The organism is Erysipelothrix larvae (assembly GCF_001545095.1).
Taxonomy (GTDB): Bacteria; Bacillota_I; Bacilli_A; order Erysipelotrichales; family Erysipelotrichaceae; genus Erysipelothrix; species Erysipelothrix larvae.
In genome coordinates, this window is the sequence record NZ_CP013213.1 from 326363 (window position 1) to 350635 (window position 24273).

At 38.9% G+C, this 24273-nt stretch carries 23 protein-coding genes; 21 read left to right on the forward strand and 2 right to left on the reverse strand.

Going from position 1 to position 24273, the window contains the following annotated elements:
* Positions 1-6 precede the first annotated feature (6 nt).
* From glgP (AOC36_RS01585) to AOC36_RS01600, 4 genes are all read left to right on the forward strand, one after another.
* On the forward strand, positions 7-2256 hold the full coding sequence (glgP, locus tag AOC36_RS01585; RefSeq protein WP_067630474.1) for a glycogen/starch/alpha-glucan family phosphorylase: 2250 nt from the start codon (positions 7-9) through the stop codon (positions 2254-2256).
* Positions 2249-3673, forward strand: a complete 1425-nt coding sequence (gene malQ, locus AOC36_RS01590; RefSeq protein WP_067630477.1) for a 4-alpha-glucanotransferase — start codon at positions 2249-2251, stop codon at positions 3671-3673. Before glgP (AOC36_RS01585) ends, malQ begins: the two co-directional genes overlap by 8 nt.
* Positions 3674-3804: 131 nt before the next feature.
* The gene (glgP, locus tag AOC36_RS01595) at positions 3805-6051 is read left to right on the forward strand and encodes a glycogen/starch/alpha-glucan family phosphorylase (protein ID WP_067630480.1); all 2247 of its coding nucleotides are present in this window, start codon (positions 3805-3807) and stop codon (positions 6049-6051) included.
* A gap of 335 nt (positions 6052-6386) precedes the next feature.
* Positions 6387-7268, forward strand: a complete 882-nt coding sequence (locus AOC36_RS01600; RefSeq protein WP_067630483.1) for a MurR/RpiR family transcriptional regulator — start codon at positions 6387-6389, stop codon at positions 7266-7268.
* 10 nt (positions 7269-7278) lie between these two features.
* Here AOC36_RS01600 and AOC36_RS01605 read toward each other — a convergent pair whose 3' ends face one another.
* Complete coding sequence (locus tag AOC36_RS01605; RefSeq protein ID WP_067630486.1) at positions 7279-7848, reverse strand: NADPH-dependent FMN reductase; 570 nt, start codon at positions 7846-7848, stop codon at positions 7279-7281.
* 132 nt (positions 7849-7980) lie between these two features.
* Between AOC36_RS01605 and cysS the strand changes: the two genes are divergently transcribed.
* From cysS to AOC36_RS01685, 17 genes are all read left to right on the forward strand, one after another.
* A complete protein-coding gene (cysS, locus tag AOC36_RS01610; RefSeq protein WP_067630490.1) occupies positions 7981-9309 on the forward strand; it encodes a cysteine--tRNA ligase in 1329 nt (442 codons plus the stop codon).
* The gene (locus AOC36_RS01615; protein ID WP_067630493.1) at positions 9306-9683 is read left to right on the forward strand and encodes a Mini-ribonuclease 3; all 378 of its coding nucleotides are present in this window, start codon (positions 9306-9308) and stop codon (positions 9681-9683) included. The genes cysS and AOC36_RS01615 overlap by 4 nt, the downstream gene beginning before the upstream one ends.
* Positions 9680-10393: a 23S rRNA (guanosine(2251)-2'-O)-methyltransferase RlmB gene (gene rlmB, locus AOC36_RS01620; protein WP_067630496.1), complete on the forward strand. Its 714-nt coding sequence runs from the start codon at positions 9680-9682 to the stop codon at positions 10391-10393. Before AOC36_RS01615 ends, rlmB begins: the two co-directional genes overlap by 4 nt.
* Position 10394: 1 nt before the next feature.
* Positions 10395-11009, forward strand: a complete 615-nt coding sequence (locus AOC36_RS01625) for a sigma-70 family RNA polymerase sigma factor (protein ID WP_067630499.1) — start codon at positions 10395-10397, stop codon at positions 11007-11009.
* Positions 11010-11298: 289 nt separating this feature from the next.
* Positions 11299-11457, forward strand: coding sequence for a 50S ribosomal protein L33 (gene rpmG, locus AOC36_RS11755; protein ID WP_078055037.1), 159 nt, complete (start codon positions 11299-11301; stop codon positions 11455-11457).
* A 12-nt stretch (positions 11458-11469) separates the two neighbouring features.
* Positions 11470-11649 (forward strand): preprotein translocase subunit SecE, encoded by a 180-nt coding sequence (gene secE / locus AOC36_RS01630; protein ID WP_067630501.1) that lies wholly within the window; start codon positions 11470-11472, stop codon positions 11647-11649.
* A gap of 4 nt (positions 11650-11653) precedes the next feature.
* On the forward strand, positions 11654-12193 hold the full coding sequence (gene nusG / locus AOC36_RS01635) for a transcription termination/antitermination protein NusG (protein WP_067630504.1): 540 nt from the start codon (positions 11654-11656) through the stop codon (positions 12191-12193).
* 116 nt (positions 12194-12309) lie between these two features.
* Positions 12310-13254, forward strand: a complete 945-nt coding sequence (gene mvk / locus AOC36_RS01640; protein ID WP_067630507.1) for a mevalonate kinase — start codon at positions 12310-12312, stop codon at positions 13252-13254.
* A complete protein-coding gene (gene mvaD / locus AOC36_RS01645) occupies positions 13247-14188 on the forward strand; it encodes a diphosphomevalonate decarboxylase (protein ID WP_067630510.1) in 942 nt (313 codons plus the stop codon). The genes mvk and mvaD overlap by 8 nt, the downstream gene beginning before the upstream one ends.
* Positions 14185-15153 (forward strand): phosphomevalonate kinase, encoded by a 969-nt coding sequence (locus AOC36_RS01650; protein ID WP_067630514.1) that lies wholly within the window; start codon positions 14185-14187, stop codon positions 15151-15153. The genes mvaD and AOC36_RS01650 overlap by 4 nt, the downstream gene beginning before the upstream one ends.
* Before the next feature lie 8 nt (positions 15154-15161).
* Positions 15162-16151: a type 2 isopentenyl-diphosphate Delta-isomerase gene (fni, locus tag AOC36_RS01655; RefSeq protein ID WP_067630518.1), complete on the forward strand. Its 990-nt coding sequence runs from the start codon at positions 15162-15164 to the stop codon at positions 16149-16151.
* Positions 16148-16978: a histidinol-phosphatase HisJ family protein gene (locus AOC36_RS01660; RefSeq protein WP_067630522.1), complete on the forward strand. Its 831-nt coding sequence runs from the start codon at positions 16148-16150 to the stop codon at positions 16976-16978. The genes fni and AOC36_RS01660 overlap by 4 nt, the downstream gene beginning before the upstream one ends.
* Before the next feature lie 220 nt (positions 16979-17198).
* Positions 17199-18533 carry a uracil-xanthine permease family protein gene (locus AOC36_RS01665; RefSeq protein ID WP_067630525.1) on the forward strand — a complete coding sequence of 445 codons (1335 nt, stop codon included), beginning with the start codon at positions 17199-17201 and terminating at the stop codon, positions 18531-18533.
* 270 nt (positions 18534-18803) lie between these two features.
* Positions 18804-19466 carry a hypothetical protein gene (locus AOC36_RS01670; protein WP_067630528.1) on the forward strand — a complete coding sequence of 221 codons (663 nt, stop codon included), beginning with the start codon at positions 18804-18806 and terminating at the stop codon, positions 19464-19466.
* A gap of 19 nt (positions 19467-19485) precedes the next feature.
* Positions 19486-20076: a hypothetical protein gene (locus AOC36_RS01675; RefSeq protein WP_067630531.1), complete on the forward strand. Its 591-nt coding sequence runs from the start codon at positions 19486-19488 to the stop codon at positions 20074-20076.
* The gene (locus AOC36_RS01680; protein WP_157777122.1) at positions 20066-20584 is read left to right on the forward strand and encodes a signal peptidase I; all 519 of its coding nucleotides are present in this window, start codon (positions 20066-20068) and stop codon (positions 20582-20584) included. The genes AOC36_RS01675 and AOC36_RS01680 overlap by 11 nt, the downstream gene beginning before the upstream one ends.
* Positions 20581-22908 carry an RCC1 domain-containing protein gene (locus AOC36_RS01685; RefSeq protein ID WP_067630538.1) on the forward strand — a complete coding sequence of 776 codons (2328 nt, stop codon included), beginning with the start codon at positions 20581-20583 and terminating at the stop codon, positions 22906-22908. Before AOC36_RS01680 ends, AOC36_RS01685 begins: the two co-directional genes overlap by 4 nt.
* A 342-nt stretch (positions 22909-23250) precedes the next feature.
* Here AOC36_RS01685 and AOC36_RS01690 read toward each other — a convergent pair whose 3' ends face one another.
* Complete coding sequence (locus AOC36_RS01690; RefSeq protein ID WP_067630542.1) at positions 23251-24249, reverse strand: A/G-specific adenine glycosylase; 999 nt, start codon at positions 24247-24249, stop codon at positions 23251-23253.
* Positions 24250-24273 lie beyond the last annotated feature (24 nt).

Genomic DNA, 24273 nt, shown 5'->3' on the forward strand with positions numbered 1-24273 from the left:
GAATTTATGATTCGCGAGGAACTTTTGGCAATAACAAACAATAACATCGAAGAAGCATCATTGGATGCTTTATATCAAGCAGTCTTATCGGTAACACAAAAACGCATTGAGAATATGGAACATGTTCACGGTGATCGTACGGTTTACTATATGTCTGCGGAATTCTTAATTGGGAAACTCTTATCAAATAACATGATGAACCTTGGTATTTATCATGAAATCGCACAAACCTTGAAAGAACATGGTCGTGATATTTCTGAAGTAGAAGGCTATGATCCAGAACCATCCTTAGGAAATGGTGGACTGGGACGTCTTGCAGCGTGTTTCTTAGATTCAATCGCAACCTTGGGCATTAATGGTGAAGGATTGGGACTTGTGTATCACTTTGGACTTTTTAAACAAGTGTTTGAAAATCACATGCAAGTTGAAACAAAGGATGTATGGCTTGATAAACCATCATGGTTACGTAAAACAGATACCGTGTATTCTTTTAAACTCAGTGATGTGAATGTCACATCAAGAATGCATGAAATTGATGTCTTAGGATATCGTGGGAAAAAAACCACACTGCGTCTTTTTGATCTTGATTCAATTGATGAGACACTGGTAACACAAGGCATTGATTTTGATCAAAGTAAAGTGGATTCAAACCTAACCTTATTCTTATATCCAGATGACTCAACAGAACAAGGATTGCGTCTTCGTTTTGCGCAACAATACTTCATGACAATGAGTAATGTGAGCTATATCTTTGATAAGCATCACGATGATATTGACCATCTCTATCAATCCGTCGTTGTACAAATCAACGATACGCACCCTGCGATGTCAATTTTATTGGTAATCCAACGCTTGATGAAACATGGCAAATCATTTGATGAAGCATGCAGTGATGTTCAAAAAATGTTTGCATATACAAACCACACAATTCTTGCGGAAGCACTCGAAAAATGGCCGTTGAGCTATTTTGAAGCTATGGATCATGAATTAGTGGTGATTATTAAGAAATTACAAAAGAAAGTTGATGCGGTATCAAAAGACCCAGCGGTTGCGATTTTAGATAAAGACAAACGTGTTCATATGGCTTCTTTATCCATTCACTTCAGCTACAGTACCAATGGTGTTGCATCCCTACATACTGATATTTTAGTGAATTCTGAGTTGAAGGCATTTGCAGATCTATATCCAGATCGCTTCAACAACAAAACAAATGGGATTACATTCCGTCGTTGGTTGCAATTCAGTAATCCTGAACTAACTCAATATCTCATTGACAAAATTGGCGATGGATTCTTAAGTGAAGCAACCCAACTTCGTGCATTTGAAGCATTTAAAGATGATGCGAGAGTCCAAGAAGATGTACTGCGCATCAAACAAGAACGTAAAGACGATCTTGTATCCTACATTAAGAAAACAGAAGGGATTGATGTAAATCCTACATCTGTGTTTGATATTCAAATCAAACGGCTTCATGAGTACAAACGTCAACAATTAAACTTACTTTACATTATTCATATGATGCATGAGATTCGTGAAGGGCATCTTCCAAAACGTCCGGTAACCTTCTTCTTTGGTTCAAAAGCAGCACCTGCTTATACCATTGCGAAGGATATCATTCACGCATTGCTTACACTCTCTTCAATCATTGAAAAAGATCCTGTGGTATCGCAGTATCTTCAAATTGTATTTGTGGAAAACTACAATGTATCCAAAGCAGAACATTTGATTCCTGCGGGTGATATTTCAGAACAAATTTCACTTGCAAGTAAAGAAGCAAGTGGTACAGGGAATATGAAGTTGATGCTGAATGGGGCCTTAACCTTAGGAACACTCGATGGTGCAAACGTAGAGATTGCTGATCTTGTAGGACCTGAAAATGTGTTTATCTTTGGAAAACACAGTGATACAGTCATTGACCTATACGCAACTTCTGGATACAATGCACGTCATTACTATGAAACCAATGACAACATTAAACGTGCAATTGATACCTTGGTAAGTGAAGAAATGTTGAAAGAAGGAACACACGAAAACTTGTCACGCCTTCACCATGAACTAATCAGTAAAGACTGGTTTATGACACTCTTGGATTTTGATGATTATGTTGAAACAAAAAATAGAATGCTTGATGCATATGAGGATCGTCTTCACTGGGCGAAGATGATGATTGTGAATATTTCCAATGCGGGATACTTCTCAAGTGATCGTACGATTGCGCAATATGCAGACGAAATATGGAAGGTGAACCATGAATAATCGACGAGGCGGAATACTGCTTGCGGTATCGAGTCTTCCAGGATCCTTTGGGATCGGTGATTTAGGGAAACATGCTTATGAATGGATTGACAAGTTGTCAAGTACACATGCATCATTGTGGCAAATTCTCCCATTAAACCCATTAGGGTATGGGAATTCGCCCTATCAATCCTATTCTGCATTTGCCGGGGATGAAATATATATCTCTGTGGAGAAACTGTATCAAGCGCTTGGATTAAGTGTGCCAAGCTTTGATGTAAAGACAGGGCATGTTGACTATGATGCGGTTCGAATTAAGAAAGATGTCTTTCTAAAAGAAGCGTATGCACACTTTGTACCGGATGAAAACTATGAGAAGTTTGTGAAAGAGACGGCATGGCTTCATGATTATGCTGTGTTTATGTCACTGCGTACGATCAATGGTTTTGTATCTTGGACACAGTGGACCCGACTCATACCAGATGAAGACATTGTGAATTACCATAAGTTCCTCCAATATATTTTTATGGAACAATGGCTTGAATTAAAAGCGTATGCCAACGCAAAAGATGTTTTGATTATGGGAGATATTCCAATCTACCTAGGTCATGACTCAGCAGATGTATACTTTAACCGTGATCTTTTCTTCTTGGATGAAGATGGGACATCAACATTGGTTGCAGGTGTTCCACCTGATTACTTCAGTGATGAAGGTCAGTTGTGGGGCAATCCGATTTATGCATGGGAACGGATGGCAAAGGATAACTACCGCTATTGGGTTGATCGTTTGTCATGGAACCAGACCATGTTTGATATCATTCGTATTGACCACTTTAGGGCTTTTGATACGTATTGGGTTGTGGATGGCAAGTCAACCACCGCTAAAGATGGTGAGTGGCGTATTGGGCCACGCAATCAATTCTTTGATTCAATGTATGCCCAAATCCCAGATTTAAAGATTGTTGTGGAAGATTTAGGCGATTTAAGACCGGAAGTGCTTGAATTACGGGATGATTACAAACTTAAAGGCATGCAAATCATTCAATATTCAATTAAAAAAGAAGAAATTGAACGGGATAAAACAATGCCGCAAAATCTTCTGATTTATACTGGAACTCATGATAATCAACCAATTGGTGGCTGGGTTCAAGATAATACGTGGAAACGTAGAATGGAAGTACGCCGTGATATCGGCAAATGTGGCATCAAGGATTTCAACTTTATTGACCGTGTATGTCATTATACCCTTTCATTGAATGCGGACTATGCGATCTTACCGATGCAAGATATTTTGCGCTTGGGTAATGCAGCACGTATGAATGCACCAGGAACCGTTGGCAGTCCTAACTGGGAATGGAAAGTCGTGGATTTTGATGATGAATTTAATAAACGCTTGTTGAAATTCAAAATCATGATGGAACAAACCAACCGAAACTAAAAAGTAAAAAACGAGGCAAATCAATTGACTTATGTCAAATCAATTGGTCTGACTCGTTTTTATTTTCACATCTTATTTGGTTTACATCCAATTTTGTGGTAAAGTATACAAGGAATAAAAGGAGATTTTTTATGATTCGTCAAGAATTATTGGCGTTGCTTGGACAAGATTTAGACGGTGTAACAATCGATAAACTTTATCACGCAGTGAACCAATGTGTACAAAACAAAATGAAAAACATACCCCATGTTAGTGGGGACCGAACCCTTTACTATATGTCAGCTGAGTTTCTAATTGGGAAGCTCTTATCAAACAACCTTATGAATTTAGGCATTTACGATGAAGTAAAGGAAGCAGTAGAAAGCATGGGCTATCGCTTATCTGACCTTGAAGAATACGAACCTGAACCATCATTGGGCAATGGTGGTCTTGGACGTCTTGCGGCATGTTTCTTGGATTCAATCGCAACACTGGGTCTTAATGGTGAAGGCTTAGGTCTAAACTATCACTTTGGACTGTTTAAACAAGTATTCGGTAAGGATCATTTCCAACATGAAACCAAAGATGTGTGGTTAGAAAAACCAAGCTGGCTTACAAAAACAGATTTCACAGTTCCAGTAACACTGGGAAGCACCTCTGTGATTGGACGTATGTATAACCTTGATATTTTGGGATACAATGGTGAAAAAACAACCTTGCGTTTATTTGATTTAGAGAGTGTGGATGAAACACTAGTGGGTGATGGCATTCAATTTAACTTAGAAGCCATCGATAAAAACTTAACCCTTTTCTTATACCCAGACGATTCAACGGATGCAGGAAAACGGTTGCGTTTTATCCAACAGTATTTTATGGTGAAATGTAACTTAGCATGGGTTTTAAGCCAACATGAAGCGCATATTGAAACCTTACACGAACATGTAGCGATTCAATTAAACGACACCCATCCTGTGATGGTGATTCCAATGCTAGCCCTTGAACTTGAGAAACGTGGGATTGCATTTGATAAAATTGTGGAAATTGTCACCAAGACCTGTGCGTATACAAACCATACGATTTTGGCAGAAGCACTTGAAACATGGCCAATCTCATATTTTGAGACCATTGATCGTAACTTATCGGAAATGATTTGGAAATTAGACCGTGAAGCACGCTCACGCAGCAAAGATCCGTTCATTGGGATTGTTGGGTATTACTACATTGTTCACATGGCTGCATTAGCATGTAACTTCTCCCACAGCATTAATGGTGTTGCGGCGTTGCATACTGAAATCTTAAAGAAGACAACCTTAAAGAGCTTTTATGAGTTGTATCCTGAACGCTTCAACAACAAAACAAACGGAATTACCTTCCGTCGTTGGTTACAATTCAGTAACCGTGAACTCACATCGTGGATAGAATCCAAGATTGGTGAAGACTTCACTCAAGATGCAATGAGCCTTGTGAAACTTGAGGCATTCAAAGAGGACAAAGAAGCACTTCAAGAACTTTTAGATATTAAACACCTTAAGAAACAACAATGTGTCGACTATATCTACGAGATATCGGGACGCAAGGTTAATGTGAATTCTATCTTTGATATTCAAATCAAGCGCCTTCATGAATACAAACGTCAACAAATGAACTTACTCTACATTATCTATCTGTATTTACGCATTAAAGATGGTGTTGTGCCAAAACGTCCGATTACATTTTTCTTTGGATCAAAAGCTGCACCCGCTTATGTGATTGCGAAAGACATTATTCATGCATTGCTTGTTATGCAAACATTGATTGAGTCGGATGAAGACGTTCGCAAACACATTCAAATTGTCTTTGTGGAAAATTACAATGTAACCAAAGCGGAAATGTTGATTCCTGCATGTGATGTGTCTGAACAAATTTCACTGGCAAGTAAAGAAGCAAGTGGTACGGGTAACATGAAACTCATGTTGAATGGTGCTTTAACATTAGGAACCCTTGATGGGGCGAATGTAGAAATCGCTGAACATGTTGGCGATGAAAGCATCTATATTTTTGGGAAACACTCGGATGAAGTCATTGATTTGCTGGGGTCTGGATCGTATAATCCACGTGCTATGTATGAAAATACACCATGGATTCGCCGTTGTGTGGATTTCCTTACATCTGAACCGATGCGTAATATTGGAACCTTTGACTGCTTGAACCGCCTTCGTTATCACCTAGTAGATCATGATCCGTTCATGACCTTACTTGATTTTGAAGACTATGTTTGGGTTAAAAATGAAATGTTTGAAGACTATGAAAATAGAATGGAATGGGCTTCTAAGATGATGATGAACATTGCGAATGCTGGATTCTTCTCCAGTGATCGCACAATCGCATCGTATAACGAAGACATTTGGAATTTAAAGTAAAACCAAGGCTGTTGATCCAAAAATCGACAGCCTTTAGTGTTAATGGAGTCGCTCACTGTAGATTTATGATTGGCATGAAGGGCTAGATTGAGCTAATACGTACGCAAAAAAAAGACGGAGCGGATATCACGTTTTAGGAAGTTATTTGTGTAATGTAAATCCATGAGGTAAACATGGTTTGTGATATCCTTGGTTGGTTGGTTTTTTCCGTCTATATTTATATTATAAAGGGAAAATGCCGTTGTGCATGATAAGATTCTATCGTAAAATGAAGGTAAGAAAAGCATCTTTGAAATTTTTTTCTCATGAGTAACAACGTGAAAGGAAACTGAGTTATGTCAATACTAAGAAAACTGGTTGAGCTTAAAGACTTAACAAACAATGAAAAAGTGTTGGTTGATTTTATTTTAGAGGATCCTTCAAAAATTGTGAGCCTACGGCCAAAAGAAATCGCTGAGGCATCGTATGTATCAGTATCCACCATTTATCGCCTTGTGGATAAATTAGGGTTAAGTGGCATTTCAGACTTAAAAGGCGAGATTGCGAAGTCCTTGATTGGATCACGCCATGAAACGTCCATAGAGGACTATAACTTCCCAATTCTAGAGACGGATACAAACTATCAAATTATGAAGAACATGCATCAAATCTACCTTAAAACGATTGATGAGTCCGATGGATTGATGGATTTGGATGTTTTGGGTGAAGTGGTGAATCAGATGCGAAAATCAAAGCGCATAAGTCTCTATGCTTCCTCTGCAAATCTATACTTCGCAGAAAATTTTAAGTTTCAAATGCAAGAGATTGGGATTGATGTATTGGCTCCTGTGGAAGAGTATGTACAGCGGTTGACCGCTGCAAACAGTACAGAGGATGACTTTGCGATTATTATTTCGTATGGTGGACGGGGTCCTACGGTACAATTGATTTATAATATTCTCAAGATCAATAAAACGAAGATCTTATTGTTGACTTCCACCCAAGGCAATCCGCATGTTGATGCATCGGACTATGTGTTATATCTTGCTTCCTTTGAAGATCATTATGATAAGATCTCATCCTTTGCGACACGGCTTACCATCATGTATGTGTTGGATATTATATTTGCGGCATTCTTTAGCCTTGACTACAAAGCACATCTCGATCATAAGCGCACATCATTTTTCAAGCTTTTTGAAGGGATTGGTCCCAAAGAGAACACCAAAAATCATGAATAACACCCTTCGATTACAAAGTATGGGTCTGTGTATGTGTTGGGTTGTATGCACCTTTTGAGTGCTCATAGGTTTTTGCCATAAACATACTGTCATAGCACAGTTGATGGATGCGATGGAGAATGTTGGTGTTGGCTATGATGCCATCCTCAAAGTCTGCATCTTCAATAAATACATATTTTTGAACTAAGAATGCACCCATATATGCAAGGATTGGTTTCAGTTGTGATTCAACCATGAGGTAGTGTTTTGAAGAGCCTGCCAATGCCACAATACCAACCACCTTGTTTTTTAGTGCGTTGGGTGGTAATAAATCGAAGACATTTTTAAGGGCTCCGGGTATGGACGTTTGATAGGTTGGTGTCCCAACAATTAAAATGTCACAGGCAAGGATTGTATTGATGAGTGTCTGTGTATCTTCATTGTATTCCCAAATCGGACGCCCATCACTAAATTGAAGGGCATATTCACCAATATTTAAGCTTGTTTTTGTGTGTACGTCATCGAAACAGTTCATGACGGTATTTAATGCGGTTTTTGTTTTCTTTCCTGAAACTGAACCAATTAGTGCGACGATATTCATGGCAATGTATGCTCCTTTTTACGAACACTATTATACGAAACTTGCGATGATATTAAAAGTGAAGTAATTAGGCATCTGTGTGAAAAAAAGCACGATGGTGTATGGTATACTAAATAAAGATGGAGGCAACGTATGAAACTATTCAATACTAAATCAAACCAAATCGAAGACTTTGTGCCAATCAATGCACCAGAAGTGTCTTTGTACTTGTGTGGACCGACGGTCTATAATTATGCACATATTGGAAATGCACGGCCGATTGTTGTCTTTGATTTATTAAGACGTGTCTTAGAAACAAAAGGATATCACGTTAAGTTTGTCTCAAACTATACGGATGTAGACGATAAAATTATTCGAAAAGCGTTGGAAGAAATGACAACAGAAAAAGAAATCTCAGAGCGTTATATTCATGCCTATGAATCTGTTAGACAGGCACTTCATGCTGAGGGAATCTATAAAACACCACGTGTTACTGAAGTGATGGACGACATCATCGCGTTTATCAAAGAACTCGAAACAAAAGGGTATGCTTACTGTGTGGAAGGTGATGTGTATTTCAGAGTACGCAATGTGTCCAATTATGGAACACTCTCACACCAAAACCTTGAAGCACTTCAAGTAGGTGCACGCATTGATGAGAATGATAAGAAAGAAGATCCTTTAGATTTTGCGTTATGGAAAGTTACAGATGATGCAGGCATTAAATGGGAATCACCATGGGGAATGGGCCGTCCTGGATGGCATACTGAATGTGTGGTCATGATCTATAACACCTTTGGCACACGCATTGATATTCATGGGGGTGGACAAGACTTGAAATTTCCACACCATGAAAATGAAGCAGCGCAAGCACATGCGCTTCACCACCATGATCTCGCCAACCTGTGGGTTCATAATGCAATGTTGAACATTGATGGCGAGAAAATGAGCAAGTCCTTTGGTAATGTAATTTGGGCCAAAGACTTTATTGAAAAACTGGGTTCAAATGCAACCCGGTGGCTTTTATTGTCCACACATTATCGCATTGTATTGAACATTACCGATGAAACAATCCAACAAGCACAAAATGATATTGTGAAGTTTGAAACCGTGCTTAAACAAGCACAACGCACCCTCTCACTGAATCACATCGAGACATCTTTGATCGATGAGGATTTAAACCGTGATTTTTTAAATGCACTGTATGATGATTTGAATGTCGCGAATGCAACGGTATCTCTTTATGCATGTATGAAACACTTAAATCAAGCACTGCGTCAAAAGGATGCATTGGATGCTGTCTCAAAATATACCAATACCCTACGCTTTATGTTGGATGTTTTAGGCTTGGAATTTGACGTCTTTGAATTGACACAAGCCCAACGTGAGATGTATCTTCAGTGGCTAGAAGCCAAGGCAAATCGTGACTTTGAAACGGCCGATGCACTGCGTAATGTGCTTCAAGCTGAGGGGGTTTTATGAACGAATCGGGGAATGTACTTGCTTTTATTGGAGATGCGGTATTGTCACTTCAAGTACGGGAATACTTGGTGTCAAAAGGTGTGTCCCAACTGAGCCGCCTCCAACAACAATCCACGCGATTTGTCAGTGCCAGTGCCCAAGCAGAGTTTATGGTGTCTTTGATTGAATCCGATCTTTTAAATGAGACAGAAGTGAATGTCTATAAACGGGGTAGAAATGCGAAGTCAAAATCTGTTGCGAAAAATGCCGATGTGATCACATATCGTATCGCAACGGGGTTTGAAGCACTGTGGGGATATTTATATTTAGAAGGACATCATAAGCGGCTCGACCAGTTGTGGTCTGAGTTTATTAAGAAGGTGGAATCACAATGAGTGAAATTTTATATGGAAAAAACAATGTACTTGCATATTTAAAGAATGGAAACAGACCGCTCAAGGCGTATAGTTTAAAACAAGGTAATCTCAATGAAATCGAAGGACTTTTAAAGAAGATGAATGTTTCTGTGCAACGTGTTGATAAAAAACAGTTGGACCAAAAAGCAAACGGAAATCATCAAGGCATTCTATTAGAAATCGATGGCTATAAGACAACACCGCTTGAATCAATTATACAAAACGGAGCACATAAGTTATTGGTGATGCTTGATCAGGTTGAAGACCCACATAATTTGGGTGCGATTCTCAGAACCTGTGATGCTGTCGGTGTGGATGGGGTAATAATTGGAAAACACCGCAGTGTTGGACTCAATGCAACGGTTGCGAAAGTATCTACAGGTGCCATTCATACCGTCCCGGTTGCAAGTGTCACAAACCTTTCGCAAACACTTCAAAGCCTCAAAGAACAAGGGTATTGGGTGGTAGCGTGTGAGAATGGCGTTGATGCAGTTTCATATACACAATTCCCAGTCGATATGCCGTTGGTCATTGTTATGGGATCAGAAGGAAAAGGAATTTCACGGATTGTGAAAGAAAATGCCGATATTTTAGTCACCATTCCAATGGTTGGAACCGTTAACTCATTGAATGTGTCTGTCGCAAGTGCAGTAATCCTATACGAGGTAATGCGAAGAAGGGGAGATTAATGTGTCGTATCATGATTTTGAAGCGCTCTATATGATTCGAAAAGGAAATTTTGAAGCAAAAGAAGGATTGGATTGTCGGTATAAATTACTCGTGTATAAAATGGCGAATGTTTACTTGATGAAGTATCATCTCTCAAACACAACACTCCATGATGCACGACAAGCAGGATTTATGGGGTATGAAAAGAGCATTCGAAACTATGATGCAAGCCGATTAACGGGGCTTGCACATTTTGTCAAGCTCACGGTAATTGATCACATACGAACATCCATTCGAACACACATATCCCTCAAAGGTATGATGAATCACTATGCAGTGTCCTTGGATAGTACAATCAGTGAAGACGGGAAACTGGATTATCATGATGTAATCGCAAGTGAAAATCGTTCCTTTTGTCCGGAAACCTATACCTATATCAAAGAAGTGGATCATGAAATGAGTTATATGTTTAAAAGCACCATCACAGATACAGAACGGCGTATATTCGTTATGAAAGCACAAGGGTATGCCTATAAAGAAATTGCGCAAACACTGGATCTCACATCAAAACAAGTTGACAACATTCTCCAAAAATTAACCCGTAAAGTAGAGTTGTTTAAAGATTACATGAACTAATAGCTATTCATTATTTTATGAAATTATGTGGGGGTAGGTAATCCATCACGATTAAGCGTGACAAAGAACCTGGTCAAAGGACTGTCTTAGCTGCGGTGATTTAGACATGATTTAATGATGTATGTGAGTTCTTTAGTCGCAATTATTTAAAGGGCAAACCCAGGTCAAATTTAAATGAGAATGTTGTGTAGTCAAAGGGGTGGCTTCATAATGATGAGATAAGCACTAAACATTGACAATAAAGGTGCGCTATGATAAAGTTATGTAGCACGAAAGTGGGGTTTTTAGTATGACAAATAAGCGAAAAAAAGTGATACTCGTTTGTACAGAATGTTTGTCGCGGAATTATTCCACATTTCGAAATCATGTTAAATCAGAAGAACGACTTGAAATGATGAAATATTGTAAGCGATGTGGCAAACATACATTACATCGAGAGTCAAAATAGGAGGTGTCAAGTATGAAATGGTTTACACTAAGTGGTCTAAAAGAAGAAATTCGTAAAATTGAATGGCCTAAGCGTAAAGAGAATGTCTCGAATACGTTTACTGTTTTGGCTTTTGTGGGATTCTTTGCAGTATTCTTCATTGCAGCTGAGTTCTTAATTTCTGCATTCTTGAAAGTAGTAGGTGCATTCTAATATTATGGAAGAAAAACTTTGGTATGTCGTAAACACTTACTCCGGTCATGAAAATAGAGTTAAAGAAAATCTAGAACGTCGTGTTGAATCGATGGGAATTCAAGATTCTTTATTCAGAGTGTTGGTTGCAGAAGAAACAGTGATTGAATTTAATAAATCAGGTAAAAAAGTTGAGAAAATGCGTAATCTCTTCCCAGGGTATCTCTTTGTGGAAATGATTATGACCGATGAAGCGTGGTATGTTGTTCGAAATACACCCGGCGTAACCGGATTTATTGGATCATCAGGTGGTGGTGCGAAACCATTCCCTGTATCTCCAGAAGAAATCGAATCAATTCTACGTAGAATTGGTATGAGTGATAAGAAACTCGTGGTTGATTTTGGTGTGGGTGATCGCGTTAAAATCTTATCTGGACCTTTTAGTGGTTTAGATGGCGTGATTGATTCAATGAATGATGATGCACAAACAGCAATGGTACTTACAATCTTGTTTGGTCGTGAAACACCAACTGAGATATCATATACTGATTTGGAGAAACTATAGGGAGCACGCTAATGTGCTCTTTTTACTTTGTTTTCTTGTGTGAAGCAAGTACTATATGTTGCACACAAGAGTAAAGGATTCTATAATTAGGATAGAAGTTATCGGAGTGTGATTAAATGACAGTTGGACAAGGTATTGCTGGTGGCAAAATAATTTTAATGGGGGAGCATTCTGTTGTTTATGGGCAACCTGCAATTGCGTTACCTTTTTCTAAAGTTGCGATACAGTGTAGCGTTGATTTTATTCAAGGTGACAATACAGTAGATTGCGATTTTTATCATGGAAAACTCAATGAAGCACCCGTATTGCTTGAGGGTGTTCGTGCACTGGTTGAACGGACGATGAAAGAACTGGGCAAAGAGAATGATGGATTGCAATTAAGAATTGAATCAAACTTACCCGCCCAACGTGGATTGGGTTCAAGTGCCGCGGTTTCTGTCGCGGTTGTTCGTGCGTTATACGATGCGTTTAAAGTGGATTTAACCGAAGATGTTTTAACGGAATTGGTTGGGGTAGCGGAATCCATTTATCATGAAAGTCCAAGTGGTTTAGATGCAACGACCATCGCATCGGGAAAAGCCGTGTTTTTTGAGAAAAATCGAGGAAAGAAGTACTTACCAATGTCAATTGACGGAGTGCTTGTTGTTGCGGATACGGGTGTATTTGGACAAACCAAGCAAGCAGTCAGCTCTGTACGTACTCTATGGAATAATAATCCAGATCATATCAATCCAATCTTGGATCGTTTGGGAGAACTTACAATGCTTGCAAGCGAATGTCTTGAGACAAATGATAGTGTTATGCTTGGACGGACCATGAATGAAGCTCAAGCATTACTGCGACAAATTGATGTCAGCGATGATCGTCTTGAGCATCTTGTTGAGGTTGCAATCGAAAGTGGTGCATTGGGCGCTAAACTGACAGGCGGTGGCAAAGGTGGGTGTATGATTGCCTTATGCTCAACTTATGAAGCAGCAAATTATGTTTCACAAAAACTAAAAGAAGCAGGTGCTAGCAATACTTGGTTCTATGATTTAAAGGAGATTGTTTCACATGAGTAAACGCGTAAGAGCACACACTAATATCGCCTTGATTAAATACTGGGGTAAGAAAGATAAAGACTTGAGGTTGCCGTATAACTCAAGTCTTTCCTTAACATTGGATGGGTTTTATACCGAAACATCCGTGACCTACGATGATTCCTTAGATCACGATGTGTTCTATTTGGATGGCGTATACCAAGACCAAGAAGAAGCACAACGTGTATTCTCTTTTATGCGTTTTCTGCGTTCGCGCTATGATTTACCACAAAAAGCGAAAATTGAGTCATGGAATCATGTGCCTATGGCAGCAGGGCTTGCATCATCTGCGTCAGCATTTGCAGCGCTTGCGAAAGCCGCAACCCTTGATTTAGACCTCGATGATACCACACTTACCCGTCTGGCGCGCATGGGGTCAGGAAGTGCAAGTCGTTCTATTTATGGTGGATTTGTGAAGTGGGAACAGGGTGATGATGATCAAACAAGCATTGCCCATCCGATTGATATGAACCCTTGGGATGATATCCGGATGATCGTCTGTGTATTAAATTCGAAACAAAAACGTTTCTCAAGTTCAATGGCGATGGATAAGACAGTGGAAGAATCCGTGTACTATGAAGGGTGGGTTAGGCAAAGTGAACGTGACCTTGTGAACTTAGAAAACGCCTTAAAAGCACATGATATTCATACGGTTGGGAAAATTTCCCAGGAAAATGCTTTGCGTATGCATGCTTCGCTAATGGCAGTGGGCCTGTGGTATTTTGAACCTGAAACCCTTGATATTATGAATCGAATTCGAGATCTACAGGACAGTATTCCAGTGTACTTTACGATGGATGCTGGACCAAATGTAAAACTCATTACGACCCAAGAATATGTAGACGATGTATTAAAGGTCTTGAATGGAATTGAAGTTCATATCAGTAAACCTGGTCCAGGGGCATATGTCGTATGATTGAAGTTAAACACCCTGGAAAACTCTATGTGATGGGTGAGTACTCTGTAATGCAACCTGGAAACAGTGCAGTGCTTATTGCGGTGAAACAAAAAATGATAACACGTATTGAAGCATCACCAGAGACACGCATTGAAACCCAATATGGGACATTTCGACCACAACACAGTGATGAGAAATCATTGCGTTATGTTAAACAAGCGTATGAAGTCTGTGAAGCATATTTAAGGTTTAAACAGGTTTCATTCAAGCCATTTAAAATGAAGATTACCAGTACCCTTGATGTGGAAGGTAAGAAGTATGGATTTGGTTCAAGTGGTGTTGTGATTGTGAGTGTGTTGGATGCGATGCTTCACTATCATGCACTCAATGTGGATGCATTGACCCTGTTTAAACTGAGTGTATATACGCAATATTTGATGCATGAAATGAGTTCAGGTGGCGATATTGCGGTTGCCGTATATGGACAATCACTGGCCTATACGCGCTATGATACTGCGTGTGTGACTGCGGATATTCGGTGTGTTGAAATGGAATGGAATCAATTAATGATCCAACCCCTAAAACTGGACGTTGATATCTTTGTGGGATGGACCCAATCCCCATATAAAACTCCCGATGCTTTGAATCATGCAAAAAGATTTGAAACACTGTATCCGGATGCGTATGTGAAGCGTTGTGATGAGGCCCAAGAAATTGTGATGGGATTTATATCCAATCCACAAAACTTGAAGTATATTGATATGTATCGAGATTGGATGCGATCATTTCAAAAGTGGACGCATCAAGCGATTGAAACAGAACAGTTAACACATCTCATCCAAAGTGCACAAGATTGTGGCTTTGTTGCGAAAGTAAGTGGAGCAGGTGGTGGTGATTGTGGTATTGCCCTAGGTAGGGATCTTGATCCAACCCCTTTGTATCGTGAATGGGAAAAGCACGGGATTATTCCTGTGGAGATATAGGAGGAATTATGCGTTCAAAACGAAAAGACGAACATGTTGAGTTCGCATTAAAACAACCAGATCAAAAGAGTCCGTTTGAATCCATGCGATTGAAACAAAACAGTTTACCCGAAATCGATGTAGCCGATGTTGATTTAAGTGCAACCTACTTAGGGCATTCTTTTGCTGTTCCGTTTTATATCAATGCCATGACAGGAGGCAGTGAGAAAACAAAAGAAATCAATCGCAAGTTAGCGTTGATTGCGAAGAAGTATGGTCTTGCGATGGCAGTTGGGTCGCAACATGCAGCCCTTGATGATGCATCACTTCGATCGTCGTATGCGATTGTTCGTGAAGTCAATCCGGATGGATTTATTATGGGAAATGTAAATTGTAATGCGACACTTGAAGATGCACAACGTGCCATTGAGATGATCAAAGCAGATGCACTTCAAATTCATATTAATGTTGCCCAAGAACTCACAATGCGTGAAGGGGATCGCACCTTTAGACATTGGATTTCTCATATCGAACAAATTGTTGCAGGTGTGGATGTTCCGGTGCTTGTGAAAGAAGTTGGGAATGGTATGGATCGTGAGTCTGTACGAAAACTCATTGAAATTGGCGTAAAAAGTGTGGATGTTTCAGGGCGAGGTGGGACCAACTTTATTTGGATTGAAGACAGTCGAAATGAAAAACCACGGTATGATTACCTCAAAGACTGGGGCATGAGCACCCTTGAATCACTACTGGATAATCAAGTAAATATGCATGATGTTGAGTTTCTTGCATCAGGAGGTGTTAAAACACCGCTGGATGTCATTAAATGTCTAGTGTTGGGTGCTCACGGTGTGGGAATTTCTAAAATGTTCTTAGATTTAGCAGTTCATGATGATATGGATCTGGATGGGTTTATTGAAGACTTAAAACATATTATGGTGATGTTGAATAAACGCACACTATCCGAATTGACTACCGTACACTATGTATGCGAAGACATACAATGGAGACACTCATGAGAGCAGATTATCACGTACACAGTGCATACAGCGATGATTCATGGTATGAAATGGAAACCGTCGTCAAAGACGCGATTGAATTAGGATTAACTGAAATATGCTTTACGGATCATGTAGATTATGGAATCAAGATTGATTGGGATGATCCCCGTGAACCCAAGACTGTTCAAGGGTTTAAATTGTTGAATGTGGATTACCCAAACTATTTTGCGCAAATTGCGTCCCTTCAAGAGAAATATAAAGGGTTGATTTGTGTGAAAAAGGGATTAGAGTTTGGCATTCAAACACATACAATCCCCTTGTACGAAGCATTATTTCAACGCTATCCGATGGATTTTGTGCTGTTGTCGATCCATCAAATCAAAGATCAAGAATTTTGGACGGGGGAATTTCAAGCGGGTAAGACACACGCTCAATGTTATCAAGCGTATTATCAAGAAATGCTTGATGTTATCACTCAATTTAAAAACTACAGTTGTTTAGCACATATGGATTTGTTGCGCCGTTACCTTGATGTGGAAGTCGATGCTTTTGAATCCACAAAAGATCAAATCACGCAGATTTTGAAGCTGGTGATTAAAGATGGAAAAGGGATTGAAGTGAATACATCCTCAGTGCGTTATGGGGTAAAAGGACTAACACCTTCACGTGAAATTTTAACGTTATATCATCAACTGGGAGGCACCATTATCACGATTGGAAGTGACGCTCATCAACAAGATCATCTGGGGTTTCATATTGAAGAATCGAAGCAAATTTTAAGAGAGATTGGGTTTAAAGCCACCTGTACTTTTGACAATATGGTTCCCATCTTTCATGCACTTTAATTTAAAAGTTTTAAAGCAATGGATCTGATTCAATCGTATAGACTTTACTAATATCTATTGAATCTAACCATCTGTTTGTGCTACAATTCCTTTAAGGAAAAGTCCTTTAAGATGATCCCGAGAGATCAACAAGGTGTTGTAGCAACATTTTAAGGGCAACCGCTCTTTTTTTGTGCGATTAAGGACTTCTTCTAAAATTAAGGGAGAAGGAGGACGTTTGATGTCAACAAATCAAACATTTACTGGTTATTTACCAGATGAAAAGCCATCGTTTGGCAAACTTGTACTGTTTGCAGTACAACAGATTTTAGTAATGTTCCCAGCGACCGTTATGGTTGCACTATTAACTGGGTTCCATGTTTCTACCACTATTTTCGCAAGTGGGCTTGCAACATTATGCTTCTTATTTGTAACTAAGGGGAAAATTCCATTGTATTATGGATCAAGTTTCTCATATATTTCCGCAATTGTCGGAATCACCGGTGCTACCTATGGAGAAGTAGCTCCAGATATTTTAATCTCACAAGCACAATTTGGAATTATCATGTCCGGTCTTGTATCAATTATCGCAGGACTTGTCGTAAATAAATTCGGACAAGATAAAATTGAAAAATTCTTGCCTGCAACAGTAACAGGATCAATTGCGATTATTATTGGTCTTTCCCTCGCAGGTTCTGCAATGACCGGTGCACTTGGATATCAAGTGGTTGACGGGGTTGCATCAATGGATATGAAGTCCGCAATCGTTGCGATTGTTACTTTAACTTCTACCATTCTATTCTCAGTATACCTAAAAAAAGGTATCTTAGGTCAAGTGCCAATTCTTATGGGAATTCTTGTTGGATATGGTTTGAGTATTGCGTTAGGTATGATTGACTTTGGATCAATATTCTCTCAACCAGTACTTCAGGCACCACATATCACCCTACCAAGTGCAAACTGGAAGGCAGTGACAGCAATTATGCCAATTGCAATCGCAACCATACCAGAATCAACTGCGCATTTATTCCAATTGGATATCTATGTAAACAACGTAGCGAAAATGAAGAATTCTAAGAAACGTTATGATATTGGCAATCGTTTAGGCTCAAACCTCATCGGTGATGGTGTGGGTGATATTGTCAGCGCAATGTTTGGTGGTCCTGCAGGAACAAACTACGGCGAAAATATTTCAACGATGGCAATCACAAATAACTTCTCAGTGTATGTGCTTGGTACCGCTGCGATTATCACAATGTTAATTTCATTTGTAAGTCCACTCTCAGCACTTGTTAGCTCGATTCCATCCGCTGTAATCAATGGCGTTGGGATTTACCTCTTTGGTGTTATTGGGGCACAAGGGATTGCGATTATTATTAATAAAGGCGTTGACCTCTTTGATGCACGAAACCTTGCCATCATTTCAGTAATCTTGATCATCGGGCTTGGTGGTTCATTCGCATTTGAAGGCGGCATGATTTTGATTGGAACATGGGAATTACCTGCAATCGCAACCGCATCAATCGTCGGAATATTGTTTAATATCTTGCTCAGTTTTAAAAAGGAAACAGAATAAAGATACACACAACATCATGAAATAATGATACCTGTAACAGAAATTTGTTACAGGTATTTTTAATTGGCATAAAACAAGAAAGGACAAAAATTACCAATAAATAAGAACTTTAAGGGACTGAACGAACACATTAATGGAGAAACAAAGTGTGAAATAAAGGGGATATCCAAAAATCTAATTATTATTAATCTAACTTATAATCATAAAATTTTAGAGTTTGTGGTATGAATAAATTTATTTTATAATGGGGGCGTTAAAGGGGGATTGTCTATGAAAGATAATACAAAGAAAAAGAGTTTAGCACTCTTTATTAGTTTATGTTCATTATTTATTTTCGCTGGATCACTTGTAGCGTACTTCAGCGATAAGGTAACTGGAGAGGCAAGCATTACAGCAGGTACGTTGGATATCGATGGTACTTATGAACTCTACTATAATGGTAGTGAAGAGAAAGTGCCGGATAACAAGCTCTTAAACTTTAATCCAGGGGATTATGTTGTAGTAAAAGCGAGCTTCACAAACGGAGGAACAAAGAGTGCATGGATTCGTAATTCAATCGGATTAACCGGGGGACTTGCTGAACTCACTACAGGTGAAGGGACACCAGTAATTTTAGTATATGAAGGAGAAGTTACCTCTAATTTTACACCTCAAAATGCAAAGAATCTAACATCAAACTCTTATATTTCTGGGACGAAGGTTATTGAAGGTTCAGCGGAAAAAGAACCTGAAGTTAACGGAGTCGAAAAATATGAAGTAACATACACAATTTACTTTAGTCCAGATGCTGGCAATAATGCACAAAGAAAGGATTTAGAACTAACTCTTCAAACTGAAGCTTTACAGTATAGAAATAATAAAGATATATCAGGAGATGATGCTTGGAAAAAAGTACAAGAGTATGTAGCTGACACAAATGTAGTTGAACCATAGTATCTATATGAGAGCATTAGTGGCAACATTCATTTGTTTGTTCACGCCAATCTCAGTGATTGATCTTAATCGTGCATTTGAAAATCAAAATGCAGTTTTACTTGAAATAAACGTTGATGATGTCCATCCAGGTACGTCATCAACGTTTACCTATGAGTTTGATAATACAATGGACTTTGAGGTCAGTCTCTATTTGATAAAGGTAGAAACAACAAACAACAATGAATTAACAAAAAACATTGTTTTAAGAATGTCTCAAAGTTCTATGGAGTTAGACCATAACGGAACTGAAATGAATCTATTAATTGCGACAATTGATAAAGGAGACCGCGTAAAAGTTGATTTTGAATACTCGATTGATCCACATGCTGGCAATGAAATACAAGGGTTATCAGAAACCTATCAACTTGAATTTATGATTTTTAATGGCGATTTGGACTTGCCTGATACAGGAAATCCAGACGTTGAATTACCAACGCCCAATCCACCACTCATATTACCAAGTACAGGACTTGAAGGAGACAATCGTTGGCCAGTTATTGCGCTGGGAGGGGTGTTAATGGGAATCGCTCTTCTACTTAAGGAAAGGGATGATGAAGATGAAACATAAAATAATCGCGAATACAGTTCTAGTTTTATCAGTAATTTTACTTGTGCTAGCACTGTATTTTTCTTTTGTAAAAAAGGACAATGAAGAGATGTTTTTCTTTGGGTACAAACCGTTCATCATAACATCAGGATCAATGGAACCAAAGTATCCAGTAAATTCACTGGTGGTTGTGAAAAAAGTCGATGCATCAACCTTACAAGTCGGTGACGAAATTGCATTTTATAGTCATTTAATCAACGCAAACGTCTTCCACCGTATTGTGGATATCGATGATCAAGGATTTGTGACAAAAGGGGATAACAATAAGAATGCGGATCTTGAAATTGTTGAGACCATTGATGTATTAGGTAAAGCTGTGTTTTACACTACTTTGACCACATCCATCATCGCTCATTTTAATTCACCACTTCATGTTGTACTGTATGGTGTTGTACCTGTATGTTCACTATATATTGGGGTGCATTTTTTTGTTCGATATCGTAAAGAGAAACGGGGTGTGATCCAATGAAACGTTTTGAAGTTCGTGCTTTTATCATCGGATGTATCCTAACGTGCCTTACGGTATTCATATCTCCAATTTCAGGGTTATTAAGTGATGTGGTTTCTCAATCCTTTAATATCAGTGCTTCAAAGATCCAAATCGAAGTCACGGACTTTAAGGTTAAACAAAACACCAAAACGTATCCTTTGGGTACTGATAGTCAGTTTGAGCCAACATTGATTCAAAATGAAGTGATGGGTATTGAATTTACTCTTAATAACTCATCACCCTTTGATGTAGACGTTGAGGGCACCATCGAGTTATCCTTTGTGAACGAAGCAAATGAGACTCAGATTGTAACGCTGTATACGGGTGAAACGAAAGATGCTTCCATTAAAGCAGGCGAACTCAATGGCTTGATCATAGGAGAACAGGATCTTGATACTCAAGAATTATCAGCGACTTCGAACAATCGAACAGGTATTTCAAAGCAAGTCCTCGCTGACACTTTAACAACCAAAGATGGACTTGGTGAAGGGTTTAAATCAAAACGTTACACGTATAAACTGTATTTGGATGGGAATAACGTGGATAAAGAAACACTCATCAGCACAATAAAGGGTAACAAAATTGGGGTTGCGGTCAATGTTTTGGCATCACCTCAAAACAAACAGTCAACTTGGCAATCATCAGTTTCTACCTATGGTGAAATCAAAACGGGTGTTTTAAGGTCGCTCACATTCAATCTTACGGGTGATAATCCACTGTATGTATCAAAAGACGATTCATATCTTGAACCAGGATGGGTTGCACAGGATGAGTATGATGATCCAGTATCGGTGGATGTTAGTGGTCAAGTTGAACCAAGCAAAATTGGGGAATATACACTGGAGTACACTGCGAATTATTATGGTGAATTGCATAAGCTTAGTCGAACGGTTATTGTTACAGACCGTAAAAAGCCAGTCCTAAGACCTTATGTGGAAAATCCGAGAAAGTTTGTATCAGAGACAATTGATCTACGATCGTTTGTCCTTGTTGATGATGGACTCGCTGAACCAAATCTTAAGGATAAAATTGTCATTACAACACCATCAGATTATGATCCGATGAAACCAGGAAAATATAATATTTGCTACAATGTTACCAATGACATCGGTATGAAAGCAGATGAACTCTGCATTAATCTTACGGTTTATGCATACAAAGAGATTGCACCAATGTATGACACAACAATTGCTCTTTCCACGGATGGTCATGTCTATAGCTGGGGCTTATCATCAAATGGAGAAACTGGAAGAAACACAACAACTACACAATCTACACCGGGTGAAATCAGCGAACTGAGTGAGTATGAAGTGGTTAAAATAGATGGCGGAAGGAATTTTGGAATGGCGCTAACAGCTGATAATCGTATCTTTATATGGGGCAATGATTTTTTCGAAGGTGGTGGCGTTCAAGGTAATGGTGTGAAATTCATAAACAACTATGTTCCTAAAGAGCTTGTCGTGATGGATGGTTCAAAAGTAAAGTTTGTTCAAATATCCTGTGGTCGAAATACAGCTGCAGCATTGAGTGAAAATGGCGTTGTATATACTTGGGGTGATGGAAACGATTACGCAAGCGGTCAAAACACGACTAATAGTATCTATGAACCAAAAGTGTTAAATATTGTAGGTAATCCAACCATTAAGTTTGTTAACTTGGGTGTTAGGAATGGAGTTGCAATCGATACTGAAGATAACGTTTATTTTTGGGGACAAAATGGGTTAGGTGTCAATAACAATGGAAGTGATGTTCGTGTACCTACCAATGTGAATGAAAAGCTTCGAAATATTAACGTTGATTCAAATATTGAAGCTACAGGTATTCCAAATATTAAAGAAATTTCATTAGGGACTGATCATGGATATATCCTTATGAATGACGGAAGGTTATATGCATGGGGGGAAAATGATCTTGGACAACTGGGGAATAACACGAGAATGAGTGTTTCTCCAAAAGACCGTGTACCACAAATCATGACTGGATTTGGCGACTTCATTGATAAAGTTGAAGCGGGCGAGAATTATGGTGTTGCACTGGATAGAAATGGAATAGCGTATGTTTGGGGATACAGTGCATTTGGATCTATTGGTGTATCAAATGGTACAGTACTCAAAACTCCTACCATCAAGAACCCAGCTGGTGGAAGGAAAATTACAAGCATCGGAGCATACTATGCAACGACTGGTCTTATCACAGAAGACGGATATCTGTATATGTCTGGAAGTAATGACTTCGGTGAGTTAGGAATTGGAAAAACTTCAGGTAATTCTTATGAATTTGTTAAAACACTCCACCCAGAATAAGCTCATGGTGAAAAAGAAAGTACAGCGTTTTAGTGATGCTGTTAAGTAAGTAAAAACCAAGTTAGTGGATTAAACAGGTTCTAAGGTCAAGAACATAGTTTAGACAGAAGAGAATATTTTCTATGCCAAAAGAGGTACTATCACGAATCAGTGACAGTACCTCTTTGTCAATAAGCTAGAAGTCTATAATTCTTTTGTATTTTGGGTATACGAAAACTGAATTTTTGGTCAAATTACTTATTAATGATATTTATTTAAAATCTATAAATCCTAGTAAAGAGTGTTAAGGTCGTTTATATAACTGAGGACTTCATCGTTTTTTCAGTTCTGTGGATTTTTGATTCACTGACTTGGTTTTATTTGCTCTAAATGAGCGATGAGAATTTTCTTATGCGCGGTAATCATTGCCTTTGAATTGACTTCATTAAGATCCATAAGATGCCAGTTTTCATTGGCAGAAGTAGCTTCACTTAAGGGATGAACGTGGATATCCCATTCTAGGTGTGAGAATTTGTGTTTGAGTGTGAGAAGGGGCGGTGTGTCTTGATGACCATCAGTCATGGGTAAACGAAGTAAACCTTTCATCAATCCGTCACTGTCATCGGTTGATACTAAGAGGGAATGATTCTGTTGATAATACCAAACAGTTTTCTTAAAAGAAGGGACTTTCTTTGCTTTTGGAATATAAGGGATTTGTCCGATGTTTTCACCTCGATACCCTGCACACATTTCTTTAAAAGGACTGCCAACACATAAAGTGTTTGAAGGTGTATAGACCAAGGCACCCAGTTCCATCATGGCTTGATTAAAGTCACTTGGATTGGCTTTGCTTTCAATCAGTTCTTTCTTTAAAAAGGATTCAAAAACTTTATGTGCTTTTCGTGCGTTTACATTCTCAGTATAGTTTAAATAGCGTGCCATCACCCGTTTCACATTTCCATCAATGACGATTTCGGGTTGGTCAAAGGCGATGGATGCGATTGCGCTGGATGTATAATCCCCAATGCCTGGGATCAATAGAAGTTCTTCTTTCGTAGAAGGGATGATGCCATTGAAGTGTTCCATGACAAAAAGCGCGCCTTTGTGTAAGTTTCGAGCGCGGTTATAATATCCCAATCCCTCCCAATGTTTGAGGACATCATTGATATCTGCAGCTGCGAGTGTGCTCACATCTGGAAATGATTCAATCCATCGATTGTAATAGGGGATCATGGTTGCGATTTGTGTTTGCTGGGCCATAATCTCACTGACCCAAATGTGATAGGGGTCTTTTGAGGCGCGAAAGGGTAAGTCTCGCTTGTTTTCATGATACCAGTTTAAGAGTCTTTTCGTAAATTCCATAAATGTATTATACACCAAAAAAAA